The sequence below is a fragment of the Fibrobacter sp. genome (assembly GCA_017503015.1).
In the GTDB taxonomy this organism is placed as follows: Bacteria; Fibrobacterota; Fibrobacteria; order Fibrobacterales; family Fibrobacteraceae; genus Fibrobacter.
Window position 1 is genome coordinate 1 of record JAFVTX010000073.1, and the last position, 25467, is coordinate 25467.

19 protein-coding genes and 1 tRNA gene are annotated in these 25467 nt (G+C 47.8%); 12 read left to right on the top strand and 8 right to left on the bottom strand.

The features are described from left to right. Positions 1-554 precede the first annotated feature (554 nt). Genes IKB43_12490 through IKB43_12500 form a run of 3 tightly spaced genes read right to left on the bottom strand, consistent with a single transcriptional unit; the run spans position 555 to position 5848 of the window. Positions 555-1328 carry a sulfite exporter TauE/SafE family protein gene (locus IKB43_12490; protein ID MBR2470940.1) on the bottom strand — a complete coding sequence of 258 codons (774 nt, stop codon included), beginning with the start codon at positions 1326-1328 and terminating at the stop codon, positions 555-557. Further along, positions 1325-2578 (bottom strand): hypothetical protein, encoded by a 1254-nt coding sequence (locus IKB43_12495; GenBank protein ID MBR2470941.1) that lies wholly within the window; start codon positions 2576-2578, stop codon positions 1325-1327. Before IKB43_12495 ends, IKB43_12490 begins: the two co-directional genes overlap by 4 nt. Before the next feature lie 3 nt (positions 2579-2581). Next, entirely contained in the window at positions 2582-5848 is a 3267-nt protein-coding gene (locus IKB43_12500) for a transglycosylase domain-containing protein (GenBank protein MBR2470942.1), read from the bottom strand. 102 nt (positions 5849-5950) lie between these two features. Here IKB43_12500 and IKB43_12505 point away from each other — a divergent pair. Further along, positions 5951-6039 (top strand) — tRNA-Ser (locus IKB43_12505). 92 nt (positions 6040-6131) lie between these two features. Then, the gene (rpe, locus tag IKB43_12510) at positions 6132-6785 is read left to right on the top strand and encodes a ribulose-phosphate 3-epimerase (GenBank protein MBR2470943.1); all 654 of its coding nucleotides are present in this window, start codon (positions 6132-6134) and stop codon (positions 6783-6785) included. A gap of 3 nt (positions 6786-6788) precedes the next feature. On the opposite strand, the gene IKB43_12515 is transcribed toward rpe, so the two are convergent. Beyond that, complete coding sequence (locus IKB43_12515) at positions 6789-7865, bottom strand: ORF6N domain-containing protein (protein MBR2470944.1); 1077 nt, start codon at positions 7863-7865, stop codon at positions 6789-6791. A gap of 362 nt (positions 7866-8227) precedes the next feature. Here IKB43_12515 and IKB43_12520 point away from each other — a divergent pair, with 362 nt between their 5' ends. The 8 genes from IKB43_12520 (at position 8228) to IKB43_12555 (ending at position 19658) form a co-directional block, all read left to right on the top strand. Next, a complete protein-coding gene (locus IKB43_12520; protein ID MBR2470945.1) occupies positions 8228-10915 on the top strand; it encodes a DEAD/DEAH box helicase family protein in 2688 nt (895 codons plus the stop codon). An 8-nt stretch (positions 10916-10923) separates the two neighbouring features. After that, entirely contained in the window at positions 10924-12093 is a 1170-nt protein-coding gene (locus tag IKB43_12525) for a DUF2971 domain-containing protein (GenBank protein ID MBR2470946.1), read from the top strand. A gap of 11 nt (positions 12094-12104) precedes the next feature. After that, positions 12105-13367 carry a restriction endonuclease subunit S gene (locus IKB43_12530; GenBank protein MBR2470947.1) on the top strand — a complete coding sequence of 421 codons (1263 nt, stop codon included), beginning with the start codon at positions 12105-12107 and terminating at the stop codon, positions 13365-13367. Next, positions 13367-14065: a hypothetical protein gene (locus IKB43_12535; protein MBR2470948.1), complete on the top strand. Its 699-nt coding sequence runs from the start codon at positions 13367-13369 to the stop codon at positions 14063-14065. Before IKB43_12530 ends, IKB43_12535 begins: the two co-directional genes overlap by 1 nt. Before the next feature lie 14 nt (positions 14066-14079). Continuing rightward, the gene (locus tag IKB43_12540; protein MBR2470949.1) at positions 14080-15567 is read left to right on the top strand and encodes an SAM-dependent DNA methyltransferase; all 1488 of its coding nucleotides are present in this window, start codon (positions 14080-14082) and stop codon (positions 15565-15567) included. 17 nt (positions 15568-15584) lie between these two features. Continuing rightward, positions 15585-17789, top strand: a complete 2205-nt coding sequence (locus IKB43_12545) for a DUF262 domain-containing protein (protein MBR2470950.1) — start codon at positions 15585-15587, stop codon at positions 17787-17789. A gap of 76 nt (positions 17790-17865) precedes the next feature. Further along, positions 17866-18615, top strand: a complete 750-nt coding sequence (locus tag IKB43_12550) for a response regulator transcription factor (GenBank protein ID MBR2470951.1) — start codon at positions 17866-17868, stop codon at positions 18613-18615. A gap of 50 nt (positions 18616-18665) precedes the next feature. Beyond that, positions 18666-19658 (top strand): sensor histidine kinase, encoded by a 993-nt coding sequence (locus IKB43_12555; GenBank protein ID MBR2470952.1) that lies wholly within the window; start codon positions 18666-18668, stop codon positions 19656-19658. 77 nt (positions 19659-19735) lie between these two features. Here the strand turns inward: IKB43_12555 and IKB43_12560 are convergent, their stop codons facing one another. Continuing rightward, the gene (locus IKB43_12560) at positions 19736-19918 is read right to left on the bottom strand and encodes a hypothetical protein (protein MBR2470953.1); all 183 of its coding nucleotides are present in this window, start codon (positions 19916-19918) and stop codon (positions 19736-19738) included. 230 nt (positions 19919-20148) lie between these two features. Here IKB43_12560 and IKB43_12565 point away from each other — a divergent pair, with 230 nt between their 5' ends. Beyond that, positions 20149-21171: a DUF1016 family protein gene (locus IKB43_12565; protein MBR2470954.1), complete on the top strand. Its 1023-nt coding sequence runs from the start codon at positions 20149-20151 to the stop codon at positions 21169-21171. 156 nt (positions 21172-21327) lie between these two features. Continuing rightward, entirely contained in the window at positions 21328-22116 is a 789-nt protein-coding gene (locus IKB43_12570) for a thioredoxin family protein (GenBank protein ID MBR2470955.1), read from the top strand. Between the two features lie 146 nt (positions 22117-22262). On the opposite strand, the gene IKB43_12575 is transcribed toward IKB43_12570, so the two are convergent. The 3 genes from IKB43_12575 to IKB43_12585 are packed head-to-tail and all read right to left on the bottom strand — an operon-like array spanning position 22263 to position 25424. Next, on the bottom strand, positions 22263-23288 hold the full coding sequence (locus IKB43_12575; protein ID MBR2470956.1) for a phosphoribosylformylglycinamidine cyclo-ligase: 1026 nt from the start codon (positions 23286-23288) through the stop codon (positions 22263-22265). Between the two features lie 43 nt (positions 23289-23331). Then, on the bottom strand, positions 23332-24129 hold the full coding sequence (locus IKB43_12580) for a cyclic nucleotide-binding domain-containing protein (GenBank protein MBR2470957.1): 798 nt from the start codon (positions 24127-24129) through the stop codon (positions 23332-23334). After that, positions 24126-25424: an ABC transporter substrate-binding protein gene (locus tag IKB43_12585; GenBank protein MBR2470958.1), complete on the bottom strand. Its 1299-nt coding sequence runs from the start codon at positions 25422-25424 to the stop codon at positions 24126-24128. Before IKB43_12585 ends, IKB43_12580 begins: the two co-directional genes overlap by 4 nt. Positions 25425-25467 lie beyond the last annotated feature (43 nt).

Sequence of the window (25467 nt, forward strand, 5' to 3'; positions counted from 1 at the left end):
CAACCCCCTTTCCGAGGGTGAGGCCAATTATAGAACAATTTTTTGACCCCGGCAAGGGGTTTTGCGAAAATTTTTTCTGTTTTTTAGCTTTTTTTCGCCCGGGGCCCCTGGAAACGGGTCGTGAACCGCATAAGCCCAAGACTGTCAACAGGTTGTCAACAAAAAGCAGGGCGATCCCCGCCTGCGCGGGGATGACAAGGAAGGTTGCGAGGAGGACAAGGGTGGGCGCGGGGTGACAGGGGGAGCGGGCGTTGCGGGCCGGCGATTGAGGCCCGCAGAGGGGGTAGCGGAAGCGGCGAGGAAATCCCCGCCAAGATGATAGTGGATCCTCGCCGGAGCCTGCCCTGAGCCTGTCGAATGGGCGAGGATGACGAGAAATAGGGCGGGGATGACGAGACGTAACCAGTGAGCCAAAAGCGACTCGTCTTAACGAGTCGTGTTGGCGAAAGCGAGGCGATGTCGTAGATTCAGCTACGAGATTGAGCCGAGCGGTCTGTGAAGCGAGGGGGAGGCTTCCCCCTTTGTATTATAGACAAATTTGTCCTAATCAAGAATTAGACAATTAAATCTACGACTAGGTAGATCGCAAGAGCGATGCTACAGACGCTGATGAAGTTCTCGATGAACTTGTTGCCTTTTTTGCGCTGCAAAAAACTGCCGCAATAACCGCCGAACCAGGCTCCTACCGCCATGATGATGGCGATGGGCCAGTCGATCTTGCCCGCGAGTCCGAGAGCGATGGTGCTCATGCAGAGGAACACGGTGGTGAGGGCGTTCTTGAGGGCGTTCACGTGGATAGGGTCGAGGCCGGTGTATCGCGTGAGGCTGAAAATCTGGACAAAGCCAACTCCCACCTGGACGATGCAGCCGTAGATAGCCACACAGCAAAAACCCAGGGCCCCTTTCCAGGTGAGTTTTTCGGGAGGGGTTGCGGGGGGCTTGCCGAAGATGTCTTTGCGGAGGCGGCTCATGACCACCACGAGGCAGATAACGGCAGCGAGGATGGCCTGGAAAGCCTTGTCGCCGATGCGGACCAGGAAGAGGATGCCGACGCAGGCCCCGACGATGGTGGGAATCAACAACTGGAAGAAAATTTTCTTGTTGAGGTAGCCGTGACGGGCGAGGTTTGCCACAGAACTGATGTTTCCGATGATGAGACCGATGCGGTTGGTGCCGTTTGCCACCGTGGCGGGCATGCCGAGAAATATCATGATGGGGAGACTCAGGGTGCTTCCGCCGCCTGCGATGCTGTTGATGAGGCTAACGATTGCGCCCAGCACGAAAAAAGCGGGATACTGGCCGTATTCCCACCAGGTGGAGTCCATCATTTGGCAAGTTCCTTTTTCAGAAATTCCATGTTGTCGAGAACCTTCTGCTTTTGGCTATAGTCGGGATATTCCACCAGGCAGTTGTCCAGGGAATCGATGGCATCCTTGAGCAGGGACTTTTTGTTCTGTTCATCTTTTTGCTTTTGGGACTTGGTGAACAGCTGGCTTGTCACCTTGCGCTGCTTGTTGCAGTAAGCGTCGGCTAGGGCGTTGTATTTTTCGAGGGCCTGCTGACGCAAGTTGCTGAACATTAACTTGTTCAAAAGCTCCTTGGCCTGGGGGAATTTTTCTTGACGGGTCAGGGTGTCGGCCTGGGCGAGGGCCTGGGCGGGGTCGTGCTTTGCCCAGTAATCCTTGGCCACGGAATCGGCGACGGCGGCAAGTTCTGCGATTCTTGCGGCGAGGGCGGCGGTCTGCAGGGAATCTTCGAAGTCCCGGTAGCGCAACTGGAACTCTTTCAGCTTTGCCTGGGCCGCATTGAATTCGGCATGGCCTTCGGCAAGAACCCTGATTTCGGAAAGTTCGCGGCGGGCCTTTTGCAAGGTATTGGCGTAGGCCTGCTTTTTCTGTTCGCCAGCCCAGGCTACAAGGGAATCGCCGGGGCTTAAGGCTATGAGGCTGTCGGCAGTTTCGGCCACGAGGCTGTAGGCGGACTGGGCCCGGTTCATGTTCTGGATTTTAAGGACCATGGGGTCGAACTGCTTGGACTTTTCGGCGCGGGTCTTGCCGAACTCGTTGAGCAGGGAATCGGCGCGACGCTCCCACTGGAGCCAGAGGGGCTTGATGACGCGGAAACGCTCCAGGTAGGCGGTAGCGGAATCGGTGTAGCCTGCACGGTACAAGGAGTCGGCGAAGGCGAAGACCTCATCGACCAGGGCAGGGAACGCCATGTATGGGTCGATGGGCTGAGACACAGATGGTTGGGACATGCTCGAAACGCCGGTTTGATCTGCGCCGAACTGGGCCGACGATGTTTCTACCCCGGGGATGTTCTCGGGCGTGGAGAGACGATAATTGTCCAGCTGCTGGGAGTTGAACATGACGGCGGACTGCTGCCCTTGCTGCGAAGATGTTGTAGCGGGTGCGGAACTCATTGCGGAACTTGTAGTGGAATTGACCGCAGGTTCAGTGGCAGGTTCTGCTGCGGGTTTCGTGGCATCCCCGGAATCTACCGCAGCGGGAGCGGGTGCCGTGCCCGCACAGGCGGACAACAAAAAGAAGATTGCAAAAAGCGGAATAAGCCTATTCATAAACTACTCCCCCGCTTCCAGCGGGACGAAGGCGTTGTTTCCGTCCAGGTCGGCAGGCAAGTCCCAGTCGTCGTCCTTGGGCATGGGGGTCGCGGTCTTTGTTTCTGGGGCAGGCGTCGCAGATTCCGTCGCAGGGACAGTTGCAGTTTCCGCGGCGGGTGCAGCAGCATTCTCTTCCACAGGCACAATGGAAATCTGGGCGGAGTCTGCACCCTCCGTAACAGCGGCAGGAACAGCTGTCACAGCACTATCTGCAACAACACCCGCTTCGGCCTCTGCAGTAACGGGGGCTACGGCTGTAAAGCCCGGAACCTCCAGCCACGGCAGGGAGCGGCCTGCAGAAGCTTCGGATTCCGGAAGGACAAAGCCCGTCATGGGGTCCACCTTCAGCTCGCCCCGCTCGTTAGGCAGCACCAGCGGGACCTCGCCCGTGGCCAGCATGGAAATGTCGAAGAAGTCGATGTGTTCGGGAATGCCCTGGATGTCGATTTCTTCTTTGGCGAAGGCCGCCCACTGGGGCAGGCCGCCTGATGCACCTGCGATGCGGGTGCGGCCCGATTTTAGGGGTTTGTTATCGTCGAAGCCCACGTAGCTTCCGATAGCCACTACGGAATCCAGCGCGATGCCGTTCTGTTCTGACACGTAAGTGGGAAGCGCTCCCATGAAGGCCACGTTGCGGTAATCGTTGGTGGTACCCGTCTTGCCCATCACCGGGAAACGAAGCGTGGTGGAGCGGTCTTCGCTTGAAACGGAAAGGTTTGCCACCTGGCTCCTGGCCGTACCGTTGGTGAACACGGAGCGAAGCATCACCGCCATCTGGGACGTGACCGTATCGGAAAGTACCTGCTTGGTTTCTACCTCGTTCCTGAAAATCACGCGACCGTCACGATTCTTGATTTCCTTGATAAAGCATGGGTCGGCCCAGTCGGCATCCAGGCACTTGTAAACCTTCCCGGTGAGCAAGGTCTGGTAGGCCGTGGTGATTTCGCCAAGGGTAATCTCGTTTACGCCCAGGGGCATGCTGAATACTTTTTGCAGTTTCTGATGAATGCCGATTTCGTTTGCAAAGCGGGCGTATTCCGCCATGGAAAGCGCCCTGCGGAAATCGGGCCAGTAGCGGAGCTGGCTCAATTCCAAGTAATCCTTTTCGGAATCGACAGGCTCCATCATGGTGGTGAGCCGCTTGAAATCGGCCAGGCTGAAATTGGGGAACAGTTCCACCGAATCCATGGGCGGGAGAGTGGCCTCTACATCGGGGTCCAGGCTCTTGGCTTCGCGGGCACGCAAAATTTCGGCGTAGTTCTTGTAGTTGTGGTTCAGGTACTTGATGAGGGTTTCGTCTTTCTTGGCCTGCTTGACGCCTACATCCGTAAAGGTGCCGTAGCGCAAGTTCAGCACCGCACGGGCGCGGGCGGACTTTCCCTCGAGTCTGTAGCGTTCTGCAAGGGCGTCGCGGGCGCGGGTAAACTCGATTTCCCGCTTGGATTCTTCTTTCAGGGTGAGGCCGAACTTGTCACGAAGCCGCTCAAAATATTCCTTGCGTTCTTCGTCGGCATCTTGGGCAAAGCCGTTCTGGGCCGCCACCTCGGCAAACTCGTTACTGTCCAGCTTGTCTAACAAGTGTTCCAACAGCCAAATGCTGGCGATGTTTTCGGAACGGGTGGTAGCCCAGGCGATGGTCACCACGTCACCCTTGTTCTTGTGGTCGGGCCGGGGGAAATAGAACTGGTTCACGTACTGGAACACGTTGAACTCGTTTTCCAGCTCGTCCATGTAGTTCCAGTGGTGTTGCAGGGCCAGCGCATAGAGCAGGGGTTTCCAGCTGGAGCCCAACTGACGCACCGCCTTGAAGCTACGGTCATAACCCGTGTTGTGGAAACCGCCCTGGCTTGCAAGCACCATGCCGTTCTGGATGGCCACGAGACCGCCCTGCAGCACGGGTTCTGTTTCGATCTTGCAGGGGGCGTAGCCCTCGATCTTGTTTTCGTCCAGCACGCTCACCAGAAGGATTGCTCCCGGTTTCAGCTGGGAGGCGAGAATCTTGTTCACGTCGCCACCCACCTGGGCTGCAAATTCCTTGACCGCGGCCTCCGTGACGACACCCTTCAGCTGGCCAAAGTCCAGCTTCAAGGATTTCAGCTTGCCCTTGTCGTCGTAGAAAACACTATCTACGGCACCGTAAAGGTAATCGCCCTTGCGGGCACTCTGGGCACGGTTTGCAAACTGGGCCTTGGGGAGCACGAACCCGCCCAACTGCATCTGGAGGTTGCTGATATTGTTCTGCAGGGCGCGCTTCGCCGCGTCCTGACTCCGAGCATCCAGCGTGGTCACGATTTCCAGCTGGGCCTTGCGCCAGTCGTCGATTCCTTCGCCCTCGAAGAGTTCCTTGAAATATTCGCTGTCCAGGCGTTCTTCCAGCCGCTCCAGCGTGGTGCTCATGCTGAAGCGGAAATTCCCGTGGTTGAATTCCAGCGGGTTTGCGAGGGCCTTGTCCATGTCCTCTTGCTCGATGTAGCCTTCTTCTACCATGCGAGAAAGCACGTATTGCAGGCGTTCTGCACCCCGGGCGATAGCCCGGTCACGGCGTTCCTTGTTGCGCTGGATAAAGGGGTCGTAGTTGAAGGGGCCCTTCACGGAACCAGCGATAAAGGCGCATTCGGCCAGGGTCAGGTCCTTCAGTTCCTTGTTGAAGAAATACTGGGCCGCAATGGCCACACCCTTGCCCGTGCCCGAAACGTGGAACTGGTTCAGGTAGAACTCCAAGATTTCTTCCTTGGAAAAATGCTTTTCCATACGGAGCGCGTTAATCAGCTCCTTGCCCTTTTCCTTGACAGAACGTTCCTCGCGGCCAAAGATGTTCTTGACCGCCTGCTGGGTGAGGGTGGAACCGCCCTGCCGCATGTGCCCGCTTTTCAGGTTCGAGACCATGGCGCGGGTAAAGCCGTACAGGCTGAACCCGTCGTGGTTCCAGTAGCCCGCGTCTTCGGCGGCCACCAGGGCGTTCACGATGTTCACAGGAATGTCGCCGTAGGGCACATACACGCGGTGATTGGCATCGAAAAATGCGCCCAGAAGATTGTCACCGTCGCGGTAGAACACGCGGGTCTCGCCGGAGAGCACCTGCAGGATAGTTTTGCGGTTGAACTGGTTGTCGGGGTCCTTTTCGGGCAGAATTTTGAAAACGACAATGTAGAGGGGGATGCAGCAGATGAGGCCCACCAGGGCAAATGCCGCCATAATCTTGAGTAATTTTATTAGAAGCCGCACCATTATAGCCGCAATTTAGCTTTTTTGGCGGGCTTTTTTGGGCAATTTTGGGCATTCACCCTTGAAAAACTGCGGATTTTTATGTAAAATTGGAGTCCCCAAGATGGGAAGGTGGCCGAGCTGGCCGAAGGCGCGTCCCTGCTAAGGACGTATAGGACTTAATCCTATCGCGAGTTCGAATCTCGCCCTTCCCGCTGAAAGCCCCGGACTTGAGAAATCAGGTCCGGGGTTTTCTTTTTGGGAGCGAATGCGCTGGTTTTTTCGCGAACTTTCCTATATTTTGGGCATGAGTCTAAAGCAAATTATCGCTCCCAGCGTGTTGAACGCGAACTTTTTGGAACTTGGCAAGGGCCTGAACGCCATCAAGAACGGCGGCGCGGGCCTTGTGCACCTGGACATCATGGACGGACACTTTGTGCCCAACATCAGCTTTGGTCCGGGCATTTCGGCCTGCGTGGGCAAGGGTACCAAGCTCCCGCTGGATTGCCACCTGATGATCGAGAATCCCGAAAAGTACGTGGGCGAATTTGCGAAGGCGGGTGCAAGCGTCATCAGCGTGCACGCCGAGACCACCAACCACCTAGACCGCTTGCTGCACCAGATAAAGGAACTTGGCGTAAAGCCCTCCGTGGCCATCAACCCGGCAACTCCCCTGGAAAGCATCAAGTGGGTGCTGGACATCGTGGACATGGTACTCATCATGTCGGTGAACCCCGGCTTTGGCGGCCAGAGCCTGATTCCCTATTGCCTGGACAAGATCCGCGAACTGCGCCAGCTGAAGCCGGAACTGGATATCCAGATTGATGGCGGCGTAAAGCTGGACAACATTCTCGCCTGCAAGGAAGCGGGCGCCAACGTTTTCGTGGTAGGGAGCGCCATCTTCGGCACCGCCGACCCCGAGGCCACCTGCCGCGAGTTCGTGAAGAAAGTTGGCAGGTAATTTTCAGCTAGGGATGTCCCCTATCCCCTCCTCTCGCAGTAGCCTCTCGAACAGTGCACGATACCCCGCGATATCTTCCAGCTGCATGATGGTCGTGATCTTGTTGCCCGCATCTTTTGAGGACGCCCCGCAGTGGAAAAGTTTCTCGCTGTCGGTCCCGAAATCCAGATAGATGTACCTGTCGTGGAACAGGTTCCCCGTGGTGCGTACATCGCCAAGTTCCACATCCGGGCGGGCGGCCCTGAAGTCCGCCAGCATGCTCTCGGTCAGGCGGGTACGCCCGTGCTGTTCGCTGAAAATCTTGACAGAAACATTCTTCTCCACGCACCGCAGCAAATCGAGGGTCTTTACATCCAGGTAGTCATCTACAATCAGCACCGACCTCTTCGCCATGCCGTAAATCTGTGTGTAGGCGACATCGGCCTCCAGCCGCTGCCCGTTCAGAATCAAAAAATGCTTGAAGGTGCTCGGGTCGATGAAATTTGCCATGACTTTTTGCAGGTCCAGGTTCACCTTTCCGAGGTTTTCACGCATATCATGGACTTCACCAGAAAGTTCCCTAATACCGGCAGAATGTATCGCGATATCCCTCGTATTTTGTGCAGTCTGCAATGCGATTTGAGCAATTCCGTCATTTCCTAGCAATTGCTTGTTTTCCGCTGCAATGTAGTCCTTCATCTGCTTGAAAAGACGGATAAGGGCCTTGCTCTGTGCGGTCGCCTGCTCGCCCTTAAGAACCGTCATGAGCATGTAGATGCCTTGCTCGGTAAAGGCATAGGGCATTTTTCTTGTTCCGCCTCGGTTTGATATCAAAAATTTTGATATCAAACCGGAAAATTCCGTTTGTGTTATCTGAAACCGGAAATCATCGTCAAATTTTTCAATGTTGTTTTTCACCTGCTGATTAAAGGCTCCGGTGCTATACCCGTAAATCTCCGCCAAATCGGCATCGAGCATGACCTTTACCCCGCGGATGGTATATATTCGCGACTTGAGCAAATCCTCGTCTATCAGGGAAAATTCGGGCTTTTTCGGCGCGACGGCCCCGGCCGCACTGGCCGCAACATCTTTCTTCATCATCAACTCCTCTGGCATACAAGCGGAAAAAAAACGCCAAAGACTATACACTTGTGCACTAAATATAGATTCAAAAATCTAGTTTGTCAATAGACCCGCGAGTTTTTTTTAAGGGGAAAGCCTTCCCCTCGCTTCTGCCCCATGTCATCCCCGCGCAGGCGGGGATCTCCCTGTGGCATACGCTACCCCTTCTAGCGGGGGGACACCCCGCAACGCCCCGACTGCAAAAAAAACGGGAAATGCTTCGCAAAAAAACGGGATTTGCCTCAAAAATCTTGGGATTGGCGGGCAAAACCTTAGCATTGGGGAGAAAACCTTGGGATTGGTTGAGTTTTTACGTGCGGAATTAACTTATATTTCCAAATATGACGCCAGAAGCGAAGGCACGCGAAGAAATCGACAAGAAACTAGTCCAGTCGGGCTGGGTTATTCAAGATGTCAAGGAGGTTAACCTCATGGCATCTCTTGGCGTTGCCGTGCGTGAGTTCCCGACCGATTCCGGGCCTGTGGATTACGCCCTGTTTGTAGATGGGATTCCCGTTGGTGTCGTAGAGGCCAAGCGCGAAGAAGCGGGCGAAATTTTGACTTCTGTGGAATCGCAATCTGCACGCTACGCCAACAGCACTTTTAAGTGGATCAAGAACGAATACAAGATTCGTTTTGCATACGAAGCGACGAACAAGTTGACCCGCTTTACCGATTATTGCGATGAAAAATATCGCTCCCGTCGCGTTTACAGTTTCCATCGCCCCGAGACTCTGCAACTGTTGTTGAAGCAGCCCGACACGATTCGCAACAACTTAAAGAAATTGCCTGCCTTGAATACGGAAGGTTTCAGAAAATGTCAGGTAACGGCAATCAACAATTTGGACAAGTCCTTTGCCGAGAATAGGCCCAAGGCTCTCGTGCAAATGGCGACGGGTGCGGGTAAGACGTTCACTGCGATTACGGCGTCGTATCGGCTTTTGAAATTCGGCAAGATGAAGCGCATCTTGTTCCTGGTTGATACGAAAGGTCTTGGCGAGCAGGCGGAACGCGAATTTTTGGCGTACCGTCCGTCAGATGACAACAGGTCTTTCTCCGAGTTGTACGAAGTCCGTCGCCTAAAGAAATCCTCTATACCAAAGAGTGCGCAAATTTGCATTTGCACGATTCAGCGTATGTTCTCCATTTTGAAAGGTGAAGAACTTGATGAATCTGCCGAAGAAGTTCATTTTGACGAATTTGCGGCTGCGGACAAAAATCCCCCGAAGGAAGTCGTTTACAACAAGGAATATCCGCCGGAATTTTTCGATTGCATCATCGTTGATGAATGTCACCGCTCCATTTACAATGTCTGGAAACAGGTGCTCGAATACTTTGATTCGTTCATTATCGGCTTGACGGCGACGCCCGACAAAAGGACGTTTGCATTCTTTGATGAAAACATCGTGAGCGAATATACTCGCGAACAGGCGATTATCGACAACGTCAATGTGGGCGAAGATGTCTTCGTGATTGAAACCAAGGTCGGCAAGAACGGCGGACATATCCTGAAACAACAGGTGGAATGCCGTGACAGGATGTCTCGCGAAAAGCGGTGGAAACAGCTCGACGAAGAGGTGGATTATCAGCCGTCCCAATTGGATAGGGATATTGTCAACTTCAGTCAAATTCGGACGGTAATCAAGGCGTTCAAGGAAAGTCTCTCGACGGTTTTATTCCCGTGCCGCAAGGAAGTCCCCAAAACCTTGATTTTTGCAAAGACCGACAGTCATGCCGATGATATTGTCCAGATTGTCCGTGAAGAGTTTGGCGAAGGCAATGAGTTCTGCCAGAAAATCACTTGCCAGGCTGACAAGGCGGAATCCATACTGTCATCTTTCCGCAACAGTTACTATCCAAGAATTGCCGTGACGGTGGATATGATTGCGACGGGAACGGATGTCAAGCCCATTGAATGCCTCATCTTTATGCGCGATGTCCGTAGTCGAAATTACTTTGAGCAGATGAAGGGCCGCGGGACGCGAACTTTGAGCAAGGGCGACTTGCAGAAGGTGACTCCGTCTGCTACGGAGAACAAGGACCATTTCGTGATTGTAGATGCAGTGGGCGTGACAAAATCCAAGAAGACGGATACTCGTCCGCTAGAAAGAAAGCCGACCGTAAGCCTGAAAGAACTGATGATGAATGTGGCGATGGGCGCGAAGGATGCCGATACCTTGACATCCCTTGCAAACAGGCTCGTGCGTTTGAACTCCCAAATGACCGAAGATGAACGGACTGGATTCAAGAAGTATGTTTTAAAATCGGCAGGGAGTCTTGCCGAAAATCTCTTGAATGCGTTTGACGAAGATTACCTGCAAGGGAAAGACCAGCAAGAAGTCGTCCGCGAGGCGGTGAAACCATTCTACGACCCCAATGTCCGCCAATATATCGAAAATATCCGTCGTGTTCACGAGCAGGTCATTGACAATGTGAATCTCGATAGTGTGGAATTTGCAGGCTTTGATACGGACCAGGAAAAAGCCGCCGATATGGTGATTGCGAATTTCCGCGAGTTTATCAACGAGAATAAGGACGAAATCATCGCCCTGCGAATCATTTATGACCACGCTTATGCTGATCGCCCGATGGTCATTGAAAAACTCAACATGCTCTATGACAAGCTTACAGCAAAGCATGTGACTGCAGTGCGCCTGTGGAACTGCTACGCCATCAAGAATCCTGAAAAGGTGAAGAAAGGCGTAAAGGCGAAAATTGTGGATTTGATTTCCATTATCCGCTATGAACTGGGTTACTCCGAAAACTTGTCGCCGTTTGCAGACCGCGTAGATTATAACTTTATGCAATGGACTCTGAAATGTAACGCCGGCGATGTCCATTTTACCGAAGAGCAAATGAAATGGCTTCGTTTAATCAAGGAACACATCAAAACGTCGTTGAACGTTGAGCCCCGCGATTTGGATTATAGCCCGTTTGACGGAATGGGTGGCTTGGGCAGATTCTTTGAACTGTTCGGCGACGATTACGAAACCGTATTGCACCAAATGAGCATTGAATTGGTGGCTTAGGGGATAGGGTGCTTTATTACAGATACAGACCTTTTAGCGAATTATCCCTAAAAGAATTAATGTACGATGAGTTGTTCTTTGCCTCAGCAGAAGAGTGCAACGATCCTCACGAATGTTGGGATTTTTTAGCGTTTCCTGCTGATTATGATAAATGGCGTCGTTTATTGGAATTGGCGTGGAAAAATGTTGATGAAAAGGTAAAAGCGCCTCTTTATGATGTTGTATGCAGTTATTTAGTTGAAAAATCGCCTATTACTGTATGCGAAATTTTATCAGGGGATTTTTTTCTTCCTTTGTTGGAAAGGGATAACTTTAAAAGACCATTTAGTTATAGACTTTTGATTGGTTTGGTTGATTTCCTAAATATATATTTAGGAGGAAAAAGATATTTTGTTTCTTTTTCAAAGGCTCCTGACAGTTATTTAATGTGGTCGCATTATGCAAATAAGCATAATGGTTTTTGCCTAATATTCAAATCAATAGATGATAGTTTGTATCAGGCAAAGGACGGGATGAGAACATCAATTGAAATAAAGGATGCTAATAGTAATAAAGTCCATATAACAGAAAACATTGGACCAAAATTTAAATTTCGTGATATTATTTATGGAGAAAGTACTTCCTCCATTGACCCATTTTGCTATTTTCCTGAATATGTAAATAAATGCTGCATAGAGAATGATGAGGAACGAATAGATTTTTTCAATAAATTGGAAAGACATCATTTGGAAAAAGGGGCGTGCTGGGAATACGAACAAGAAAGCCGCTTACTTCTCCCTTCTCCAAATTCGTGTTCTTGGCTTACGGGATGTCAGTATGAATATACAAAACATCAGCGCTTATTTCATTACGATTCATCTCAATTAGTGGGAGTTATATTTGGATCAAAATTGCAAAAGAACGATAAGAAAAGAATCAAAGAAATTATTGACGAAAAAATAGCCCTTCGGTTGGATTTTGGCTCTTACAATAAGCGATTCTTCAATTTTGCATATTTTCAATCTAAATTATCAACTAAAGAGCGAAAATTAGAATTAGAGCCAATAGAAATAAATTCTTTGTCTAGATGCGTGAAAAAAGGAGATGGTTTATTTAGCCAAGAATACGAACGGTGGCAGAGCGGTTGGGGAATAGAATTTGATGGTCCAGGTTCGGCGAAAAGAATAACTGTTGAATAGGCTTTTGTTTTATGAATAATGGTTGGAAAGAATATTGCTTAGAAGATTTGCTGTCCTATGAGCAGCCAACTCCGTATATAGTTGAATCTACGGAGTATAGTGATGCGTTTGAAACGCCAGTTTTAACTGCTGGCGCATCCTTTATTCTTGGGTATACAGATGAAGCGGAAGGAATTTATGATCAAATCCCTGTAATCATTTTTGATGATTTTACCACAGCTTCAAAATATGTCAATTTCCCATTCAAGGTAAAATCTTCTGCGATGAAAATTTTGACAGCCAATAAAGAATTGGTTTTGCCGAAATTTATCTATTATCGCATGCAAACGATAAAGTTTGAACATAGCACACATAAGCGGTATTGGATTCAGCAATACTCTAAAATAAAGGTTGCAGTTCCTTCTTTGTCGGAACAAAAACGAATTGTAGATAAGATTGAAGAACTATTTTCTGAATTGGACAGTGCCGTTGAAATCCTTAAAAAGACCAAAGAACAACTCGCCGTCTATCGCCAATCTGTTTTAGAAAGTGCATTTGAAGGGAAGTACACAATTGACTGGAGAAAACAAAATAAATATTCAGTCAGTGAATTCAAAAAAGAGTTGCATAAAAAAAGATGTGATGCAGGAAACACCTCTGAATATCAACTTATGGAAGAAATAACTCTACCTTTAATTCCAAAAGGATGGGATTGGGTATTCGTTGGCGATATTGTAACATCTCCAGAATATGGGACATCAAAAAAATCGCTGAAAAATGGTAAAGTTCCCGTTCTTAGAATGGGAAATATGAAAAACGGATCTATTGATTGGGGTGATTTGGTTTATTCCAATGATAAAGAGGACAACAAGAAGTATTGTCTTCATGATCAAGATGTCTTGTTTAATAGAACTAACAGCCCTGAACATGTTGGCAAAACATCTATATTTAAGGGCGAGCAAGAAGCAATTTTTGCAGGTTATATTATTAGAATAAATCAGTTGCCAGAAATAAATGCTCAATATCTGACTTATTACATGAATAGTCATACGGCAAAGAAATATTCTAACAAAGTTAAGACTGATGGCGTTAATCAATCTAATATAAATGGAAAAAAATTATTGTCCTATCCATTCCCTTTGTGCACGCGGGAGGAACAAGATAAAATTGTTGATGAAATTGAGATTAGGCTATCAAAATGTGATAGTATTGAAAAAACTGTAAACGAAGCTTTAATCCAAGCCGATGCAATGCGTCAAAGCGTTCTCAAAAAAGCCTTTGAAGGAGGTCTTTAATGAAAAAAACAAAAAAAATTTTGCTTAAAAATTCTTATTTATTCAAATCCTCTGATTTTATTGAATTAGACTCACTATTGAGTGAAACATTCAATAAATTTACTTATGAAGCAAAACTTATTGATAAATCTACGGTGACATTTGACTCGGTAAATGAATTGATTGAGTGTGATAATTTCAAGAATAATTTAATTATTGAAATCGAAATCCGAGCTGCTAAAGGCGAGTATGTATATTCGTCTGTTCCTAATTGCAAAATTAAATTTTTTAGAAAAAAGGGTTATTGGGACGAATCTATAGAGTGTGAGAATACGTATTCCTCGGAACAAGATAATTTAATATTAGAAGCATCTATTAAACGTTTTTTGGACAAACGAGTTATTAGTAAAAAAAGAGCCGTAGTTCAGCCGTTAATACACTTAATATGTTCGTATTTTATATGCATATTTACAATGTCCTATTTTAGTGATGTAGAAAAAAAAGATGGTGTTTTTTCTCTTATATTAATATTGTTATTTCTATTCAATTGGTTGATAGCATACCTTTTTAAGCGTCTTTTTTTAGGATGTATTTTTTCATGGGGAGAAGAAGAGAAGCACTTTTCGCGCCGTCAGCATTTGAATGAAATGATTTTTTGGGGCGTTATTATAGCGTTTATTATTAACATAGCTTCTGGGAAAATTTCTACATGGTTATAGAGGCGTAATATTGTATGTCCGAACAGTCTTCTTCTATCGTTTCCAAAGTCTGGAGTTTGTGTGGCCCGTTGCGTGATGACGGTGTTTCGTATGGCGACTATCTGGAACAACTCACGTATTTGATTTTCCTGAAAATGTCAGATGAATATTCCAAGCCGCCTTACAAGCGCGATACGGGTATTCCCAAGGGCTACGGCTGGTCCGATATGGTCTTGCTGAAAGGCTCCGAACTCGAAAACCAGTATAAACTCACGCTCGAAAAGTTGGGCGAACAGGGCGGTATTCTGGGCAAGATTTTCAAGGGTGCTACGAACAAAATTAGCAAGGCTGCAATTCTTGCCCGTGTTGTGTCCATGATCGATAGCGAAAAATGGGTTTCGATGTCTTCGGATGTGAAGGGCGAAATTTATGAAGGCCTGCTCCAGAAAAACGCAGAAGACGTCAAGAGCGGTGCGGGCCAGTATTTCACGCCACGTCCGTTGATTCGAGCCATGGTCAAGTGCCTGCGCCCCGAACCCATGAAAACCATTGCCGACCCCTGTTGCGGTTCCGGCGGATTCTTCCTTGCTGCACAGGAATTCATCGCCGACCCGAATAATTACACGCTTGACCGCAAGCAGAAGGAATTCCTCAAGAACAAGACTTTCCACGGCAACGAACTGGTGACGAACACTTTCAAACTTTGCCTGATGAACCTGTATCTGCACAACATCGGCGACATCTACGGTGAACTGCCTGTAACCCAGGGCGACGCCTTGCTCACCGACCCTGGAATCCGCGTCGATTATGTGCTCACTAACCCGCCCTTTGGAAAGAAGTCTTCCATCACGTTCACCAACGAAGAAGGCGAAAACGAAGACGAAGATTTGGTCTATAACCGCGAAGATTTCTGGGCGACAAGTTCCAACAAACAGTTGAATTTCATTCAGCACATCAATACCATTCTGAATGCAACGGGCAAGGCCGCCGTCGTGCTGCCCGACAACGTTCTCTTTGAAGGCGGCGTCGGCGAAACCATCCGCCAAAAATTGCTCTGGACAACAGACCTGCATACGATTCTTCGCTTGCCCACGGGCATCTTCTACAAGCCGGGTGTCAAGGCGAACGTGCTTTTCTTCGACAAGAAACCCGCCAGCAAAGAAATGCAGACCAAGGAAATCTGGATTTACGATTTCCGCACCAATATTCATTTCACGCTAAAGCAGAACCCGCTTGCTGACAAGGATTTGCAGGACTTTATCAAGTGTTACAATCCTGAAAACCGCTTTGAACGCAAGGAAACCTACAACGAAAAGAAAAATCCCGAAGGACGCTTCCGCAAGTTCAAAGTCGAAGAAATCCTGAAGCGCGACAAGACAAGCCTCGACATCTTCTGGATCAAGGATAAGTCCCTTGCCGACCTCGATAACCTCCCTTCTCCCGACGAACTTGCTGACGACATCATCGAAAACCTCCAAAGCGCATTGCAGAGCTTCCAGGAACTGAAAGGGAAATTGGGGTAAGAAATAAAGGAGTACCTATGAAAGCAGAATCTAAATCTTTCTCTTTTTTGGGCGAAATTCAAACATTTGAAATTCCTTTTTTTCAGCGTGCTTATGTTTGGAAAAAGGATAACTGGGCTGAACTCCTAGAAGATTTAAAGAATGTGAATCGCAGGCACTTTCTGGGTTCGATAATTCTCAAAAAAATTAACGACCCAAGCGCTAGTGTTTTTGGAGCGACAACGCGTGTAAGTGTCATTGATGGCCAACAACGCCTGACAACACTAAGCATTTTGATTAAGGCTATTTTTGATTGCTTCGATGAGGCTACAAAAGCAAATACATTGGATGCAATGAAAAGTACCCTTTTCTATAAAAAGAAAAAGACAGAATCCGCTTATCATATAAAAGTTAAACATTCAAAAATTGATCGCCCCGATTTTGAGAAAGTTATCGGGTCTGTATCTGCAACAGGCATTTCCTCTATTGATTATTCTGAAGTGAAAAACTTGGATGTCGCAGATGATAATTCTAATCACAGGATTCTGTGCTGTTATAAGTTTTTTTATGATGAACTTAAAGACTGTTCTCAAAATACTTTGAGTGACATTTTCAATGGATTGCTGGATGAAGAAAACAAGATGATTGTCGTTATCGCATTAGATGATGATGATCACGAACAGCAGATATTTGATACAATCAATAGTGCTGGAGTTCGTTTAACATCGACAGACATTGTTAAAAATGCATTGTTCCAAAAATTAATGGAATACGACAAGGACGAAGAAAGCGTTTATGAGTTTTATACGAACACCTGGGATAAGGTCTTTAGTGTAGATGATGATGCTCAATCCTATTGGAGTAAGAAAAAAACGGTCGGCCGTATTCAACGTGATAACAGTGAAATGTTACTCCAGGCCGTTGCTATTATAGAAGAAATATTTGACCCTAGCGAGCATACTTTAACAGATATTCCGGATTTATATAAGAAGTATATTAGCACGAGGAATGAAGTCGAAGTTAAAGGTTTTATCAATAAAATTATTGACTATGCCAAGATTTATCGAAACCATGTTCCTGAAATGAGTAAGACAACTCATTATTCCTACAATGAGGATGTAAAGCGGCTTTTCCATATACTTGATGTACTTGGCTTGACAACATTCACTCCGTATATATTGTTCTTGTTGAAAAAGTATGAAAAAGATCAGGATACATTGCTGGCTAGGTTAAAAGACCTTGAAAATTTTGTTATTCGCCGAATGATTCATCACGAAAGTACTCAAGGATATAATAAGAATTGCCTGGACTTCATAAAAAATGAAGAAAAAGCCGGCGAAATGGCAGCATTGATTACGAATGACGAGATTCTAGAAGGACTTTCTAAAATCAATAACAGAGAAGCGACTTTGTTGCTTTTCTGGGTGGAATTGAATCGCCGTAGTCAATCTCCTATGTATGATGTGAAAGAATTGTTATACGAATACACTCTTGAACATATTATGCCTCAAAAATGGGAAGAGCATTGGAGCAATTTGCCCTATGTAAATATTAATGGTTCCTTAATTGCGAATGCTGATGAAGGTAAGCGGAAACGTTACTTTATGGTGTATTCCTTGGGAAATATGACCTTGCTGAATGGAAAATTGAATGCCGCTATTCGCAATAATGAATTCAAAGTGAAAATGGAGGGTACTCCAAAGCGTAAGGGAGTAAAAAATTTCGCTTCGCTAAACATCACTAAAGAGGATATTATTCAGAATATCTACGAGAAGGGTATTGATTGGAACGAAAGACGAATTTATGAACGCCAAGTTCACTTGACGAAAGAAATTCTTGATATGTGGAGCATTGGTAACAATGATATCACTATTCCAGATTCTATAAATGTTGCTCCGAATACTCCGAAAGACCCGTTTAAACGTGCAGTACCGAAGAAAATGTCTTCGGGCATACGAGTTGTTAAAGATGATGACACGATAATTGTAGGTGAAACCGCAGCTGAAGTTCTTGTGGAAACTATGAAAGCACTTATTGGAATTTATGGATTGGATAAGGTTTGCAAAAATCCTAGCGTCCCTTCGCTTACCAAAAAAGGCCCATTTCCTCAGTCTTCGAAACCTATTGGCAATGGATATTATGTTAATACATGTAATAATACAAATGACAAAATTAAGGCGTTGAAGAAGTATTTTGAACACCTTGGCTTAAATTGGAAGATAGAGAAGGTGGAGAAGGGGTGACTCTAACTTAATATGCTAATTTTATGAGAAAGCCAGCCCCTCTAGAGGCTGGCTTTCTTATTAAAAAGGAATGTTGATGAAAAAAATGTATATAAACTATTTGATTGTTAGAAAAAATATGTTATATTCAAAAAAAAATACCCCAAAAAGGAGTAATAAAATGTGTTTATCAAAAATAATTGGATTTTTTAAAAAGAAACGCCCTCTTCCCCATAGGAGCCTTCACGATATCAAGAATGCTTGCAGAATTTTATTTATTGATGATCATAAATTTGGTCTTGTTGATCGATTGAAAACGCAGGAGGGGTGGAAAAATACTACTTGGATTAAAGATTTGGATAGTATTTCGCAAACAGAGCTATTGGATGCTCATATTGTACTTGTTGATGTACAAGGGGTTGGGAAAAAAATGAAATTTGAGGATGAGGGGCTTGGGCTGATTGTGGCTATAAAAGAAAATTATCCGTTAAAGAAGGTTATTATGTATAGCGCGGAGAACCAAGGACAGATTGATTCGTTCCACAAAGCAAGTAATGTGGTGGATTATCGATTAAGGAAGAATTCAACTCAATATGAGTTTAATGTTGCAATAGAAACATTGGCTAATGAAGCGTTCAGTCTAGAAAATTGTATTGCAAGGTTAAAACAAACGTTATATAATGAGTATTCTCTAAAACTGACCGATAAGCAAATAGAAGAAAAATTGATGAAGGTGGATGCAGAGCATTTGGATGAACGCTCAATTGCTTCTGTGTTTAATCTTCAGAACGCTGCTGCGGTAGCACAAATAATTCAGTTATTCTATACTCTAGGAATGCCAAAATGAATATATCGTATTGTTTTTTGACAGAAACGAGTGAAGTTATTTTCACGAATATGACCATAGAAAAAACTGATGATGTGAAAAGAATGGAATGTAAATATGAATCATCTTCGATGGGACGTAAACGATGGCTAAAAGAGAAAAAGAAATGCAATGGCGGTTTTGTTTACTTAGAAATAGATGACTCGACTGTAACAAAAAAATTGTTTTCAAGACATATGTTATTTGTTGAAGCGTTTTCTAAGGAGATGTTTGAGAATCGAAATCAACTACAAAAAAATATTGAAGCGAAAGTACGACGATTAAAGCATAATATTGCGAATCATTGCGCAAAAATGCAAGACGAACTTGAGGAAATAATTCCATCGGATTTCACAGAAAAAAAGGACAATTGGATAGAGTCTGTAAAAAAAATTCGTGAAACAATAGCCTCTAACAATGAAGCCTCTGCAAGAACATTATTAAGAGTTTTGAAGTATGTGAAAATGTTGAATGCGGAACTTGATGTTTATGATGTTGTTAATTCGGAAAACACCGAATTGAATTTTTTAAATCATAATATTCGAAAAGTTGTTGATTTATCAATACAGCCTTTTTTTCTTGATTTTTTGGAAAAAAGAATTCGTCCTGATATCGGAAAGGCTGCAAGTTTTGTTCATATTGACTTTCCTACTGTGTCCGTCGTCCTTTCTCATATATGGGATAATGCTGTAAAGTATTGCTATCCAAGAGATCCATTTAGCATTGTTTTTAAAGAAAATGAAACGGATGTACTTGTGGTGATATCAATGACAAGTTTGTTAGTTGAAAAAGATGAAATTGAAAAATTATATATTGAAAAATATTCGGGAAAGTGGTCAAAGGAATATGGTTTAAATGGCGATGGAATTGGTATGTTTTATGTAAAAAAATTAATGGAGCTGAATAAGGGCTCAATACGTTTTATTCCTGGAAATGAAAAGTTTAAATTTGACAATAAACCCTATGCAGAGAACGTAATAGAACTCCAATTTCCTAAAGTAAGGCATGGCCCGGTTTCAATTTGATAACTTTTAACGTGTTTTATTGAACTAGTTATCGCTATCATTAAGAACCATTTTGCCAACGCCGGCAAAATGGCCTTTTATTTCTTCCTCATCCCGCCAGCGATAACCACCAGCAACGCGCCTGCGGCTATGCCACCGACTTTCTTGAGGTCGCTCCAGAATTGCCGCCGCTTTGCCTTGCACTGCTCACAAAGCTTCTCGGTGTCTTCGGGCTTGTCGCAGCCGCACTTTTTGCATTTGTTCCAGAGTTTTTGAGTCATTGCATGTCTCCTTGACAGCTAGATTCTAATATACACTTTTTGCGTTAGGAATAGTTCCCTTTGTAAAATTTTCTTGCCTCTCTTGCCAAATTTGGGGATAATAGGTACATTAATGCCCGACGTGTTTTTCCGTCTAATGGGAAAATGCGTCTTTTTTTATTTCGGATTTTCGGAATAAAGGGGACGCCTCTAACATCAACCGGCCGCCAAAGCGGTCAAATGGAGGCAAAATGGCAAAGAAGTCCATCAATATCTTGGACAAGGATTACACCCGCTGGGTAAAGGAACTCTCTACCTGTTACCGCAAGAGCCAAATTAAGGCGGCGGTAAAGGTAAATAGCGAAATGTTGCGCTACTACTGGGAATTGGGACGCGATATTGTAACCAAGCAGGCCGAAAGCAAATGGGGCTGCGGCTTCATGAAGAACTTTTATCTTATGTATCGCCCCTATTTGGAAAATGCTCCCAAGATCGGGGAACAAAAGGAGGATTTTCCAATTACTCCACAAGTTGTGGAGCAAATTGCTCATGACTTCTTTTCTATTCCATGGGGACATCACCGTTTTTTAATCGATCGATTTCAAAATTATCCACAAAAGGCCCTGTTTTTTGCTCGCCAGACGGTAGAAAATGGCTGGAGCCGCTCTACGCTCTTGAATGCGCTCTCTACCGACCTTTACGAGCGCCAGGGAAAGGCGTTGACGAATTTCGAGAGGACTCTCCCTGCAGCGACAAGCGACCTGGCTCAGGAACTGACAAAGGATCCTTACAATTTCGCGTTTACGGGTATTTCGGGCCGCTATAACGAGAAATTGTTGAAAGATGGCCTGCTGAACAATATTACCCGTTTTTTGGTAGAACTGGGCACGGGCTTTGCGTATGTCGGCAGGGAATATGGCATCATGGTCGGCGAAAGAGAAAGGTTTATGGACTTGCTTTTCTACAACCTGAACCTTTCCTGTTATGTCGTTGTCGAGGTGAAAATCGGGCGGTTCGAGTTTGCCGATATCGGGCAGTTGGGCGGCTACATGGTGGCATGCAACCATATCCTTAAAAAGGAAGGGCGTGACAACCCGACAATCGGTCTGCTGATTTGCAAGGAAAAGGACAAGGTGCAGGCACAGTACGCTCTGGAATCCAGTACGCAACCTATCAGTATATCTGAATACGAACTGGAGAAGTTCTACCCCGAAAAAGTAGAGGGAACAATGCCTACCATCGAGGAACTTGAACAGAGACTTTCTTCTTGGTGAAAGAATGTACTAAAATGAAGAGGTTTACAATAGGGCTACAATAAAGGCTACAAAAGTTCAGAAACGTATTTCTCCTGGCAAAATCGGTTATCAGAAAATCCTATAACAGCCGCCCGATGCAAAAAGTTGTATCTTTTCGGTGTAGAAGGTAACATCATGAAAAGACATTTCGCTTTTTTGCTTTGCGCCCTGCTCCTTGTGGCAGGCGGTGCGACCCGCGCAAACGCGGCCCCAAAGGCGGCCCCGGCCGAAGACATCAAGATTGTCAAGGTGAACGACGCTAACTTCGAGAGTGAGGTTCTGCATTCCAAGAAGCCGGTCATTCTGGATATCACTTCTACGAGCTGCCCGCCGTGCCTCATCATGATCCCGACGCTCATTGGCATCGCGAAGAACTATCCCGACATCAAGATTGCGACGGTGGGTATCGACGAACCGGGCATCGACAAGATTAAGGCTACGCTCCCGATTCGAGCGTTCCCGACGTTCTTCATGGTGCGCGACGGCAAGATTATAAACCAGCTGGTGGGCGCTGTCAAGGAAGAGGAACTGCTCTCTGCTCTGCAGTACACGCCTTCCAAGAAGCCCGCTGCCAAGCAGAAGAAGGTCAAGAACGCGAAACGCAACATGGTGTGCAAAACTCCGGGGCAGTTCAACGGACTCAAGAACCTGGTGACCATTTCGTTCGTGTTCGGCGACTACGAAATTGAGAATGTGGATATTGTGACGGACGTCTTTGTTCCGCCCGAACTGAGCGACAAGCGCGAGCAGCTGATGGATCACGTGCGGGCCAGCGGGAAGGGCGAGGTGGAGCCTACCATGACGGGCTTCCGCATCCATATCGACAACAACTGCCGTTTTATGAAGGCGATGGACATGAAGCGCACGTCCACCTACGGCGAAATGCGCGCGGGCCTCGAACTGCAGGGCTTTACCTGCCAGTAAAAACACACAATACACAAAAAAGGCCACACTTTCGTGCGAGCCTTTTTGTAATTCAGAATTCAAAATTCAGATTTCGGAATTGATTTAGAAACTAATTCCGAAATCATAAATCCGAATTCCGAACTACTAATTGCACTAACAGTGCATTAATCCCTGAACTTCACCTGCTTGGAGCCGGCCACCACTTCGCCGACCTGTACCCACTTCTCGCCCTTGGCTTCCAGGTGGGCGGTAACTTCGGCCTTGTCCTTGGGGTCGATGAAGATGAGCATGCCCATACCCATGTTGAAGGTATTGTACATCTCGTCTTTTTCCACGGAGCCGGCCTGCTGAATGAGTTTGAAAATCATCGGCGGGTCCCAAGTAGTGCGGTCGATAATCACGTCCACGTTGTCCGGGAGGATACGGGGAATATTGCCCTGGTAGCCCGAACCGGTAATGTGGGCGAGGCCCTGGATAATCTTCTTGTTGCAAAGGTCGATGAGGCTCGGGTAGTAGCTCCTGTGCGGCATGGCGAGAGCTTCGCCGATGGTCTTGTCCATTCCGTCGACGAGAGTGTCCACCTTGTAGCCGGCCACGTCGAACAGCACCTTGCGGGCCAGGGAATAGCCGTTTGTATGTAATCCGGTAGAAGGCAGACCGAGAATAATGGTACCCGGCTTGATCTTCTTGCCGTCGATAATGTTTTCACGTTCCACCACACCCACGATGGTACCGGAGATGTCGTAGTCGCCCGGACCGTAGAAGCCCGGCATTTCTGCAGTTTCACCGCCAATCAAAACAAGGTCGTTTTCGCGGCAGGCCTTGGCCATGCCGGCCACCAGCTTGTCCATCACGCCCGGTTCCAGACGGCCCGTAGCCACATAGTCCAAGAAGAACAGCGGACGCGCACCCTGCACAAGGATATCGTCGCAGCAGTGGTTCACGATGTCCTGACCCGGCAGTTCGTGAGTGCCCATCTCGATGTCGACCTTGAGCTTGGTGCCCACGCCGTCCACGGAACTCACGAGGACGGGGTCCTTCATGCCCAGGTGGTTCAGCGTAAACAGGCCGCCGAAGTTGCCCACGTCGCCCAAAACGCCTTGGTTGAATGTAGTACGTACGGATTTCTTCACACCGACCATGGCTTCGTCAGCTCTGGCCAGGGAAACTCCTGCGTCTGCGTAATTCATCTTTTTTCCTTTGCCCTAGAGTCGGGCACTGTGTTCGCCCGTTTTACTGGGCACTTTGTTTTTCATCAATATTTCTGAGAGCATCCAGGATGAGGCTCGTGGTGTCGGACATCTGGTTGATGTTCACGGTGTCCGGCATCAGGTGGGTATCCAGCTTGAACAGCGTGTCGTCACCCCAGGAGAGCAGCTTTTCCAAGGCATCCGGCCCCGCCAGTTTGCCGCACTTGGCGCAGCAGATACGGCCGTCCTGGAAGGCGATAAATCCCTTTCCTTCGCCGCTTTCGAAAATAACGGTTCCTGTAATGCGGCTCTTTTCCATGGTCTGCGCAAAATCGATAAAGGGCAGCACCCTTCCCGAAGCCAGCAGGGAAAGCCTCTCGAATTCGTCGATGGCCTTGTTCTTGGCGCGAAGACGCCCGGCAACCACCTTGTACAGGTACACCATGATGCTCGGGTTCTTTTCCAGGAACGCCACGAACTCGTCGCGGGGAATAATCAGCACGGTGCAGCCGTCTTCGGCGGCAATCACCGTATTGCTGGTGGGCTCGTTACAAATGATGGACATTTCGCCGAAGCATCCGCCGCTTTCAATGTAGGCCAGCACGCTATAGTGGCCGTCGGGCAGAATCTGTCCACAAATTTGGGCGCGGCCGCTCTGCAGCACGCAAAAAGCCATTCCTTCGGAATCGCCGTTGATAATAATCTCGCCGGCATCATATTCGCGAATCTGCGCGTTCAGTAACAAAAAGTCGGCGCAGTCCCTGGGGACCTGCTGCAAGAACGGCGTTCCCGATTCGTAGGACGTCGCAATCCAGTCGCCAATACCCGTATGCTGTTTCATAGTGAGTTAAAGTTAAAAATATTTCTGTACCAGCGGGGTTTGGCACCGTCGGGAGCGGCGTATTTCACGCTGTCCGCCTTTTCGGCGTCCTTAAAGGCTCCTATCGCCCAGACGAAATCATTCAGCACCTTTTCGGGCTGTGCCACCGCGCTTTCGTAGAAGTCGTTTCCGCCGCCCGGCCCCTTGCGGCCGTCGTTCTGGAATACCCGTTTTTCCCTAAAGGCCTTGATGCGGGCGACGCGCGGCTCCGCCCCAAGGATTTCCTCTGCGGTGCTGAACATGCCGGGGTTTATCCAGATGTCGGCGGAATCGGCCAACGCGATGACCTGCTCCAGCGGAAGCCTGAGTTCCCGTTCCTCGGTGCCTGCCCACAGGTAGCAACCGCCTGCATCTTGGATCAGCTGGGCGGTGTAGCTCTGTCCGCCTGGAGCATACCACACGCCGCCGTAGCTCATGCCTACAAGCACGCGAGGACATTGTTTAGACGAGAGACGAGAGACGAGAGACGAGAGGGTGTCATTGCGAGCCGAAGGCGAAGCAATCTCTAGTCCAGATTTGTTGAAGGAAGCAAGGTAGTCGTCTTTACTTTGTTCGTAAACAACGTTGGCGAGGGAGTCCACACCGAACAGCATTCCGAACAACTTAATCCATTCGGCCTTGGCCAGGGGATGTTCCTCTTGCCATTCCGAAGTCAGCATCAGCGGGAGCCCCAGGGCCTCTATCCGCTGGTAATCGTCGTAGGCTCCGCCGGTAGCGAAGTTCATCACCAGGTCGGGTTTCAGGGCCAGGAGCTTTTCCAGAGAAAGGGTGGGCCCGCTTCCCACTTCGGCTACTTCGCCCTTCTGGACCCGTTCGTACAGCGCGCTGTCGGCGATGTACTTTCCTTCGCCCACGGCGACGATGGCGTTCTCTAGTCCGAGTCGCGCCATGAAGCCCACCTGTGCCGACGACAGCGCCACCGCACGGGCCAGCGGGACCTGCAGGACGGTGGCGCCCTCCAGCCCCTTGGGAAGGGTGCCGCGGTCGCCGCCCTTCGGCATCAAGACGAACCGCTTTACCAGGGTGTCGTTCCCTACGATGGAGCGGATTTCGGCTACCTTTTCCCCGCAGGAATTGCCGATTTTGAGGTTTTTGCTGTATTGTAGAGGCGGGAGCGGGGCGCAGTTCCCTGCCGTTTTTTCGGGGGCTTTTTCTGGGGAGCAGCCTAGCAGGAGCATGAAGGTGGCCGCCAAAAGGGCCGTCCTCGCCCCCAGGACCGGCCCGAAAAATGTGCGTAAAGTGTTGATTTTTAACATTTTATGAATTTTTATAGACCGCAGGGGCCAAACATAATGTATT

Bases quoted from the DNA above. Each gene is read 5' to 3' on its own strand.
- IKB43_12490 (MBR2470940.1), bottom strand. From the start codon at position 1,328: ATGATGGACTCCACCTGGTGGGAATACGGCCAGTATCCCGCTTTTTTC.
- IKB43_12495 (MBR2470941.1), bottom strand. From the start codon at position 2,578: ATGAATAGGCTTATTCCGCTTTTTGCAATCTTCTTTTTGTTGTCCGCC.
- IKB43_12500 (MBR2470942.1), bottom strand. From the start codon at position 5,848: ATGGTGCGGCTTCTAATAAAATTACTCAAGATTATGGCGGCATTTGCC.
- rpe (MBR2470943.1), top strand. From the start codon at position 6,132: ATGAGTCTAAAGCAAATTATCGCTCCCAGCGTGTTGAACGCGAACTTT.
- IKB43_12515 (MBR2470944.1), bottom strand. From the start codon at position 7,865: ATGATGAAGAAAGATGTTGCGGCCAGTGCGGCCGGGGCCGTCGCGCCG.
- IKB43_12520 (MBR2470945.1), top strand. From the start codon at position 8,228: ATGACGCCAGAAGCGAAGGCACGCGAAGAAATCGACAAGAAACTAGTC.
- IKB43_12530 (MBR2470947.1), top strand. From the start codon at position 12,105: ATGAATAATGGTTGGAAAGAATATTGCTTAGAAGATTTGCTGTCCTAT.
- IKB43_12535 (MBR2470948.1), top strand. From the start codon at position 13,367: ATGAAAAAAACAAAAAAAATTTTGCTTAAAAATTCTTATTTATTCAAA.
- IKB43_12540 (MBR2470949.1), top strand. From the start codon at position 14,080: ATGTCCGAACAGTCTTCTTCTATCGTTTCCAAAGTCTGGAGTTTGTGT.
- IKB43_12545 (MBR2470950.1), top strand. From the start codon at position 15,585: ATGAAAGCAGAATCTAAATCTTTCTCTTTTTTGGGCGAAATTCAAACA.
- IKB43_12550 (MBR2470951.1), top strand. From the start codon at position 17,866: ATGAAAAAAATGTATATAAACTATTTGATTGTTAGAAAAAATATGTTA.
- IKB43_12555 (MBR2470952.1), top strand. From the start codon at position 18,666: ATGACCATAGAAAAAACTGATGATGTGAAAAGAATGGAATGTAAATAT.
- IKB43_12560 (MBR2470953.1), bottom strand. From the start codon at position 19,918: ATGACTCAAAAACTCTGGAACAAATGCAAAAAGTGCGGCTGCGACAAG.
- IKB43_12565 (MBR2470954.1), top strand. From the start codon at position 20,149: ATGGCAAAGAAGTCCATCAATATCTTGGACAAGGATTACACCCGCTGG.
- IKB43_12570 (MBR2470955.1), top strand. From the start codon at position 21,328: ATGAAAAGACATTTCGCTTTTTTGCTTTGCGCCCTGCTCCTTGTGGCA.
- IKB43_12575 (MBR2470956.1), bottom strand. From the start codon at position 23,288: ATGAATTACGCAGACGCAGGAGTTTCCCTGGCCAGAGCTGACGAAGCC.
- IKB43_12580 (MBR2470957.1), bottom strand. From the start codon at position 24,129: ATGAAACAGCATACGGGTATTGGCGACTGGATTGCGACGTCCTACGAA.
- IKB43_12585 (MBR2470958.1), bottom strand. From the start codon at position 25,424: ATGTTAAAAATCAACACTTTACGCACATTTTTCGGGCCGGTCCTGGGG.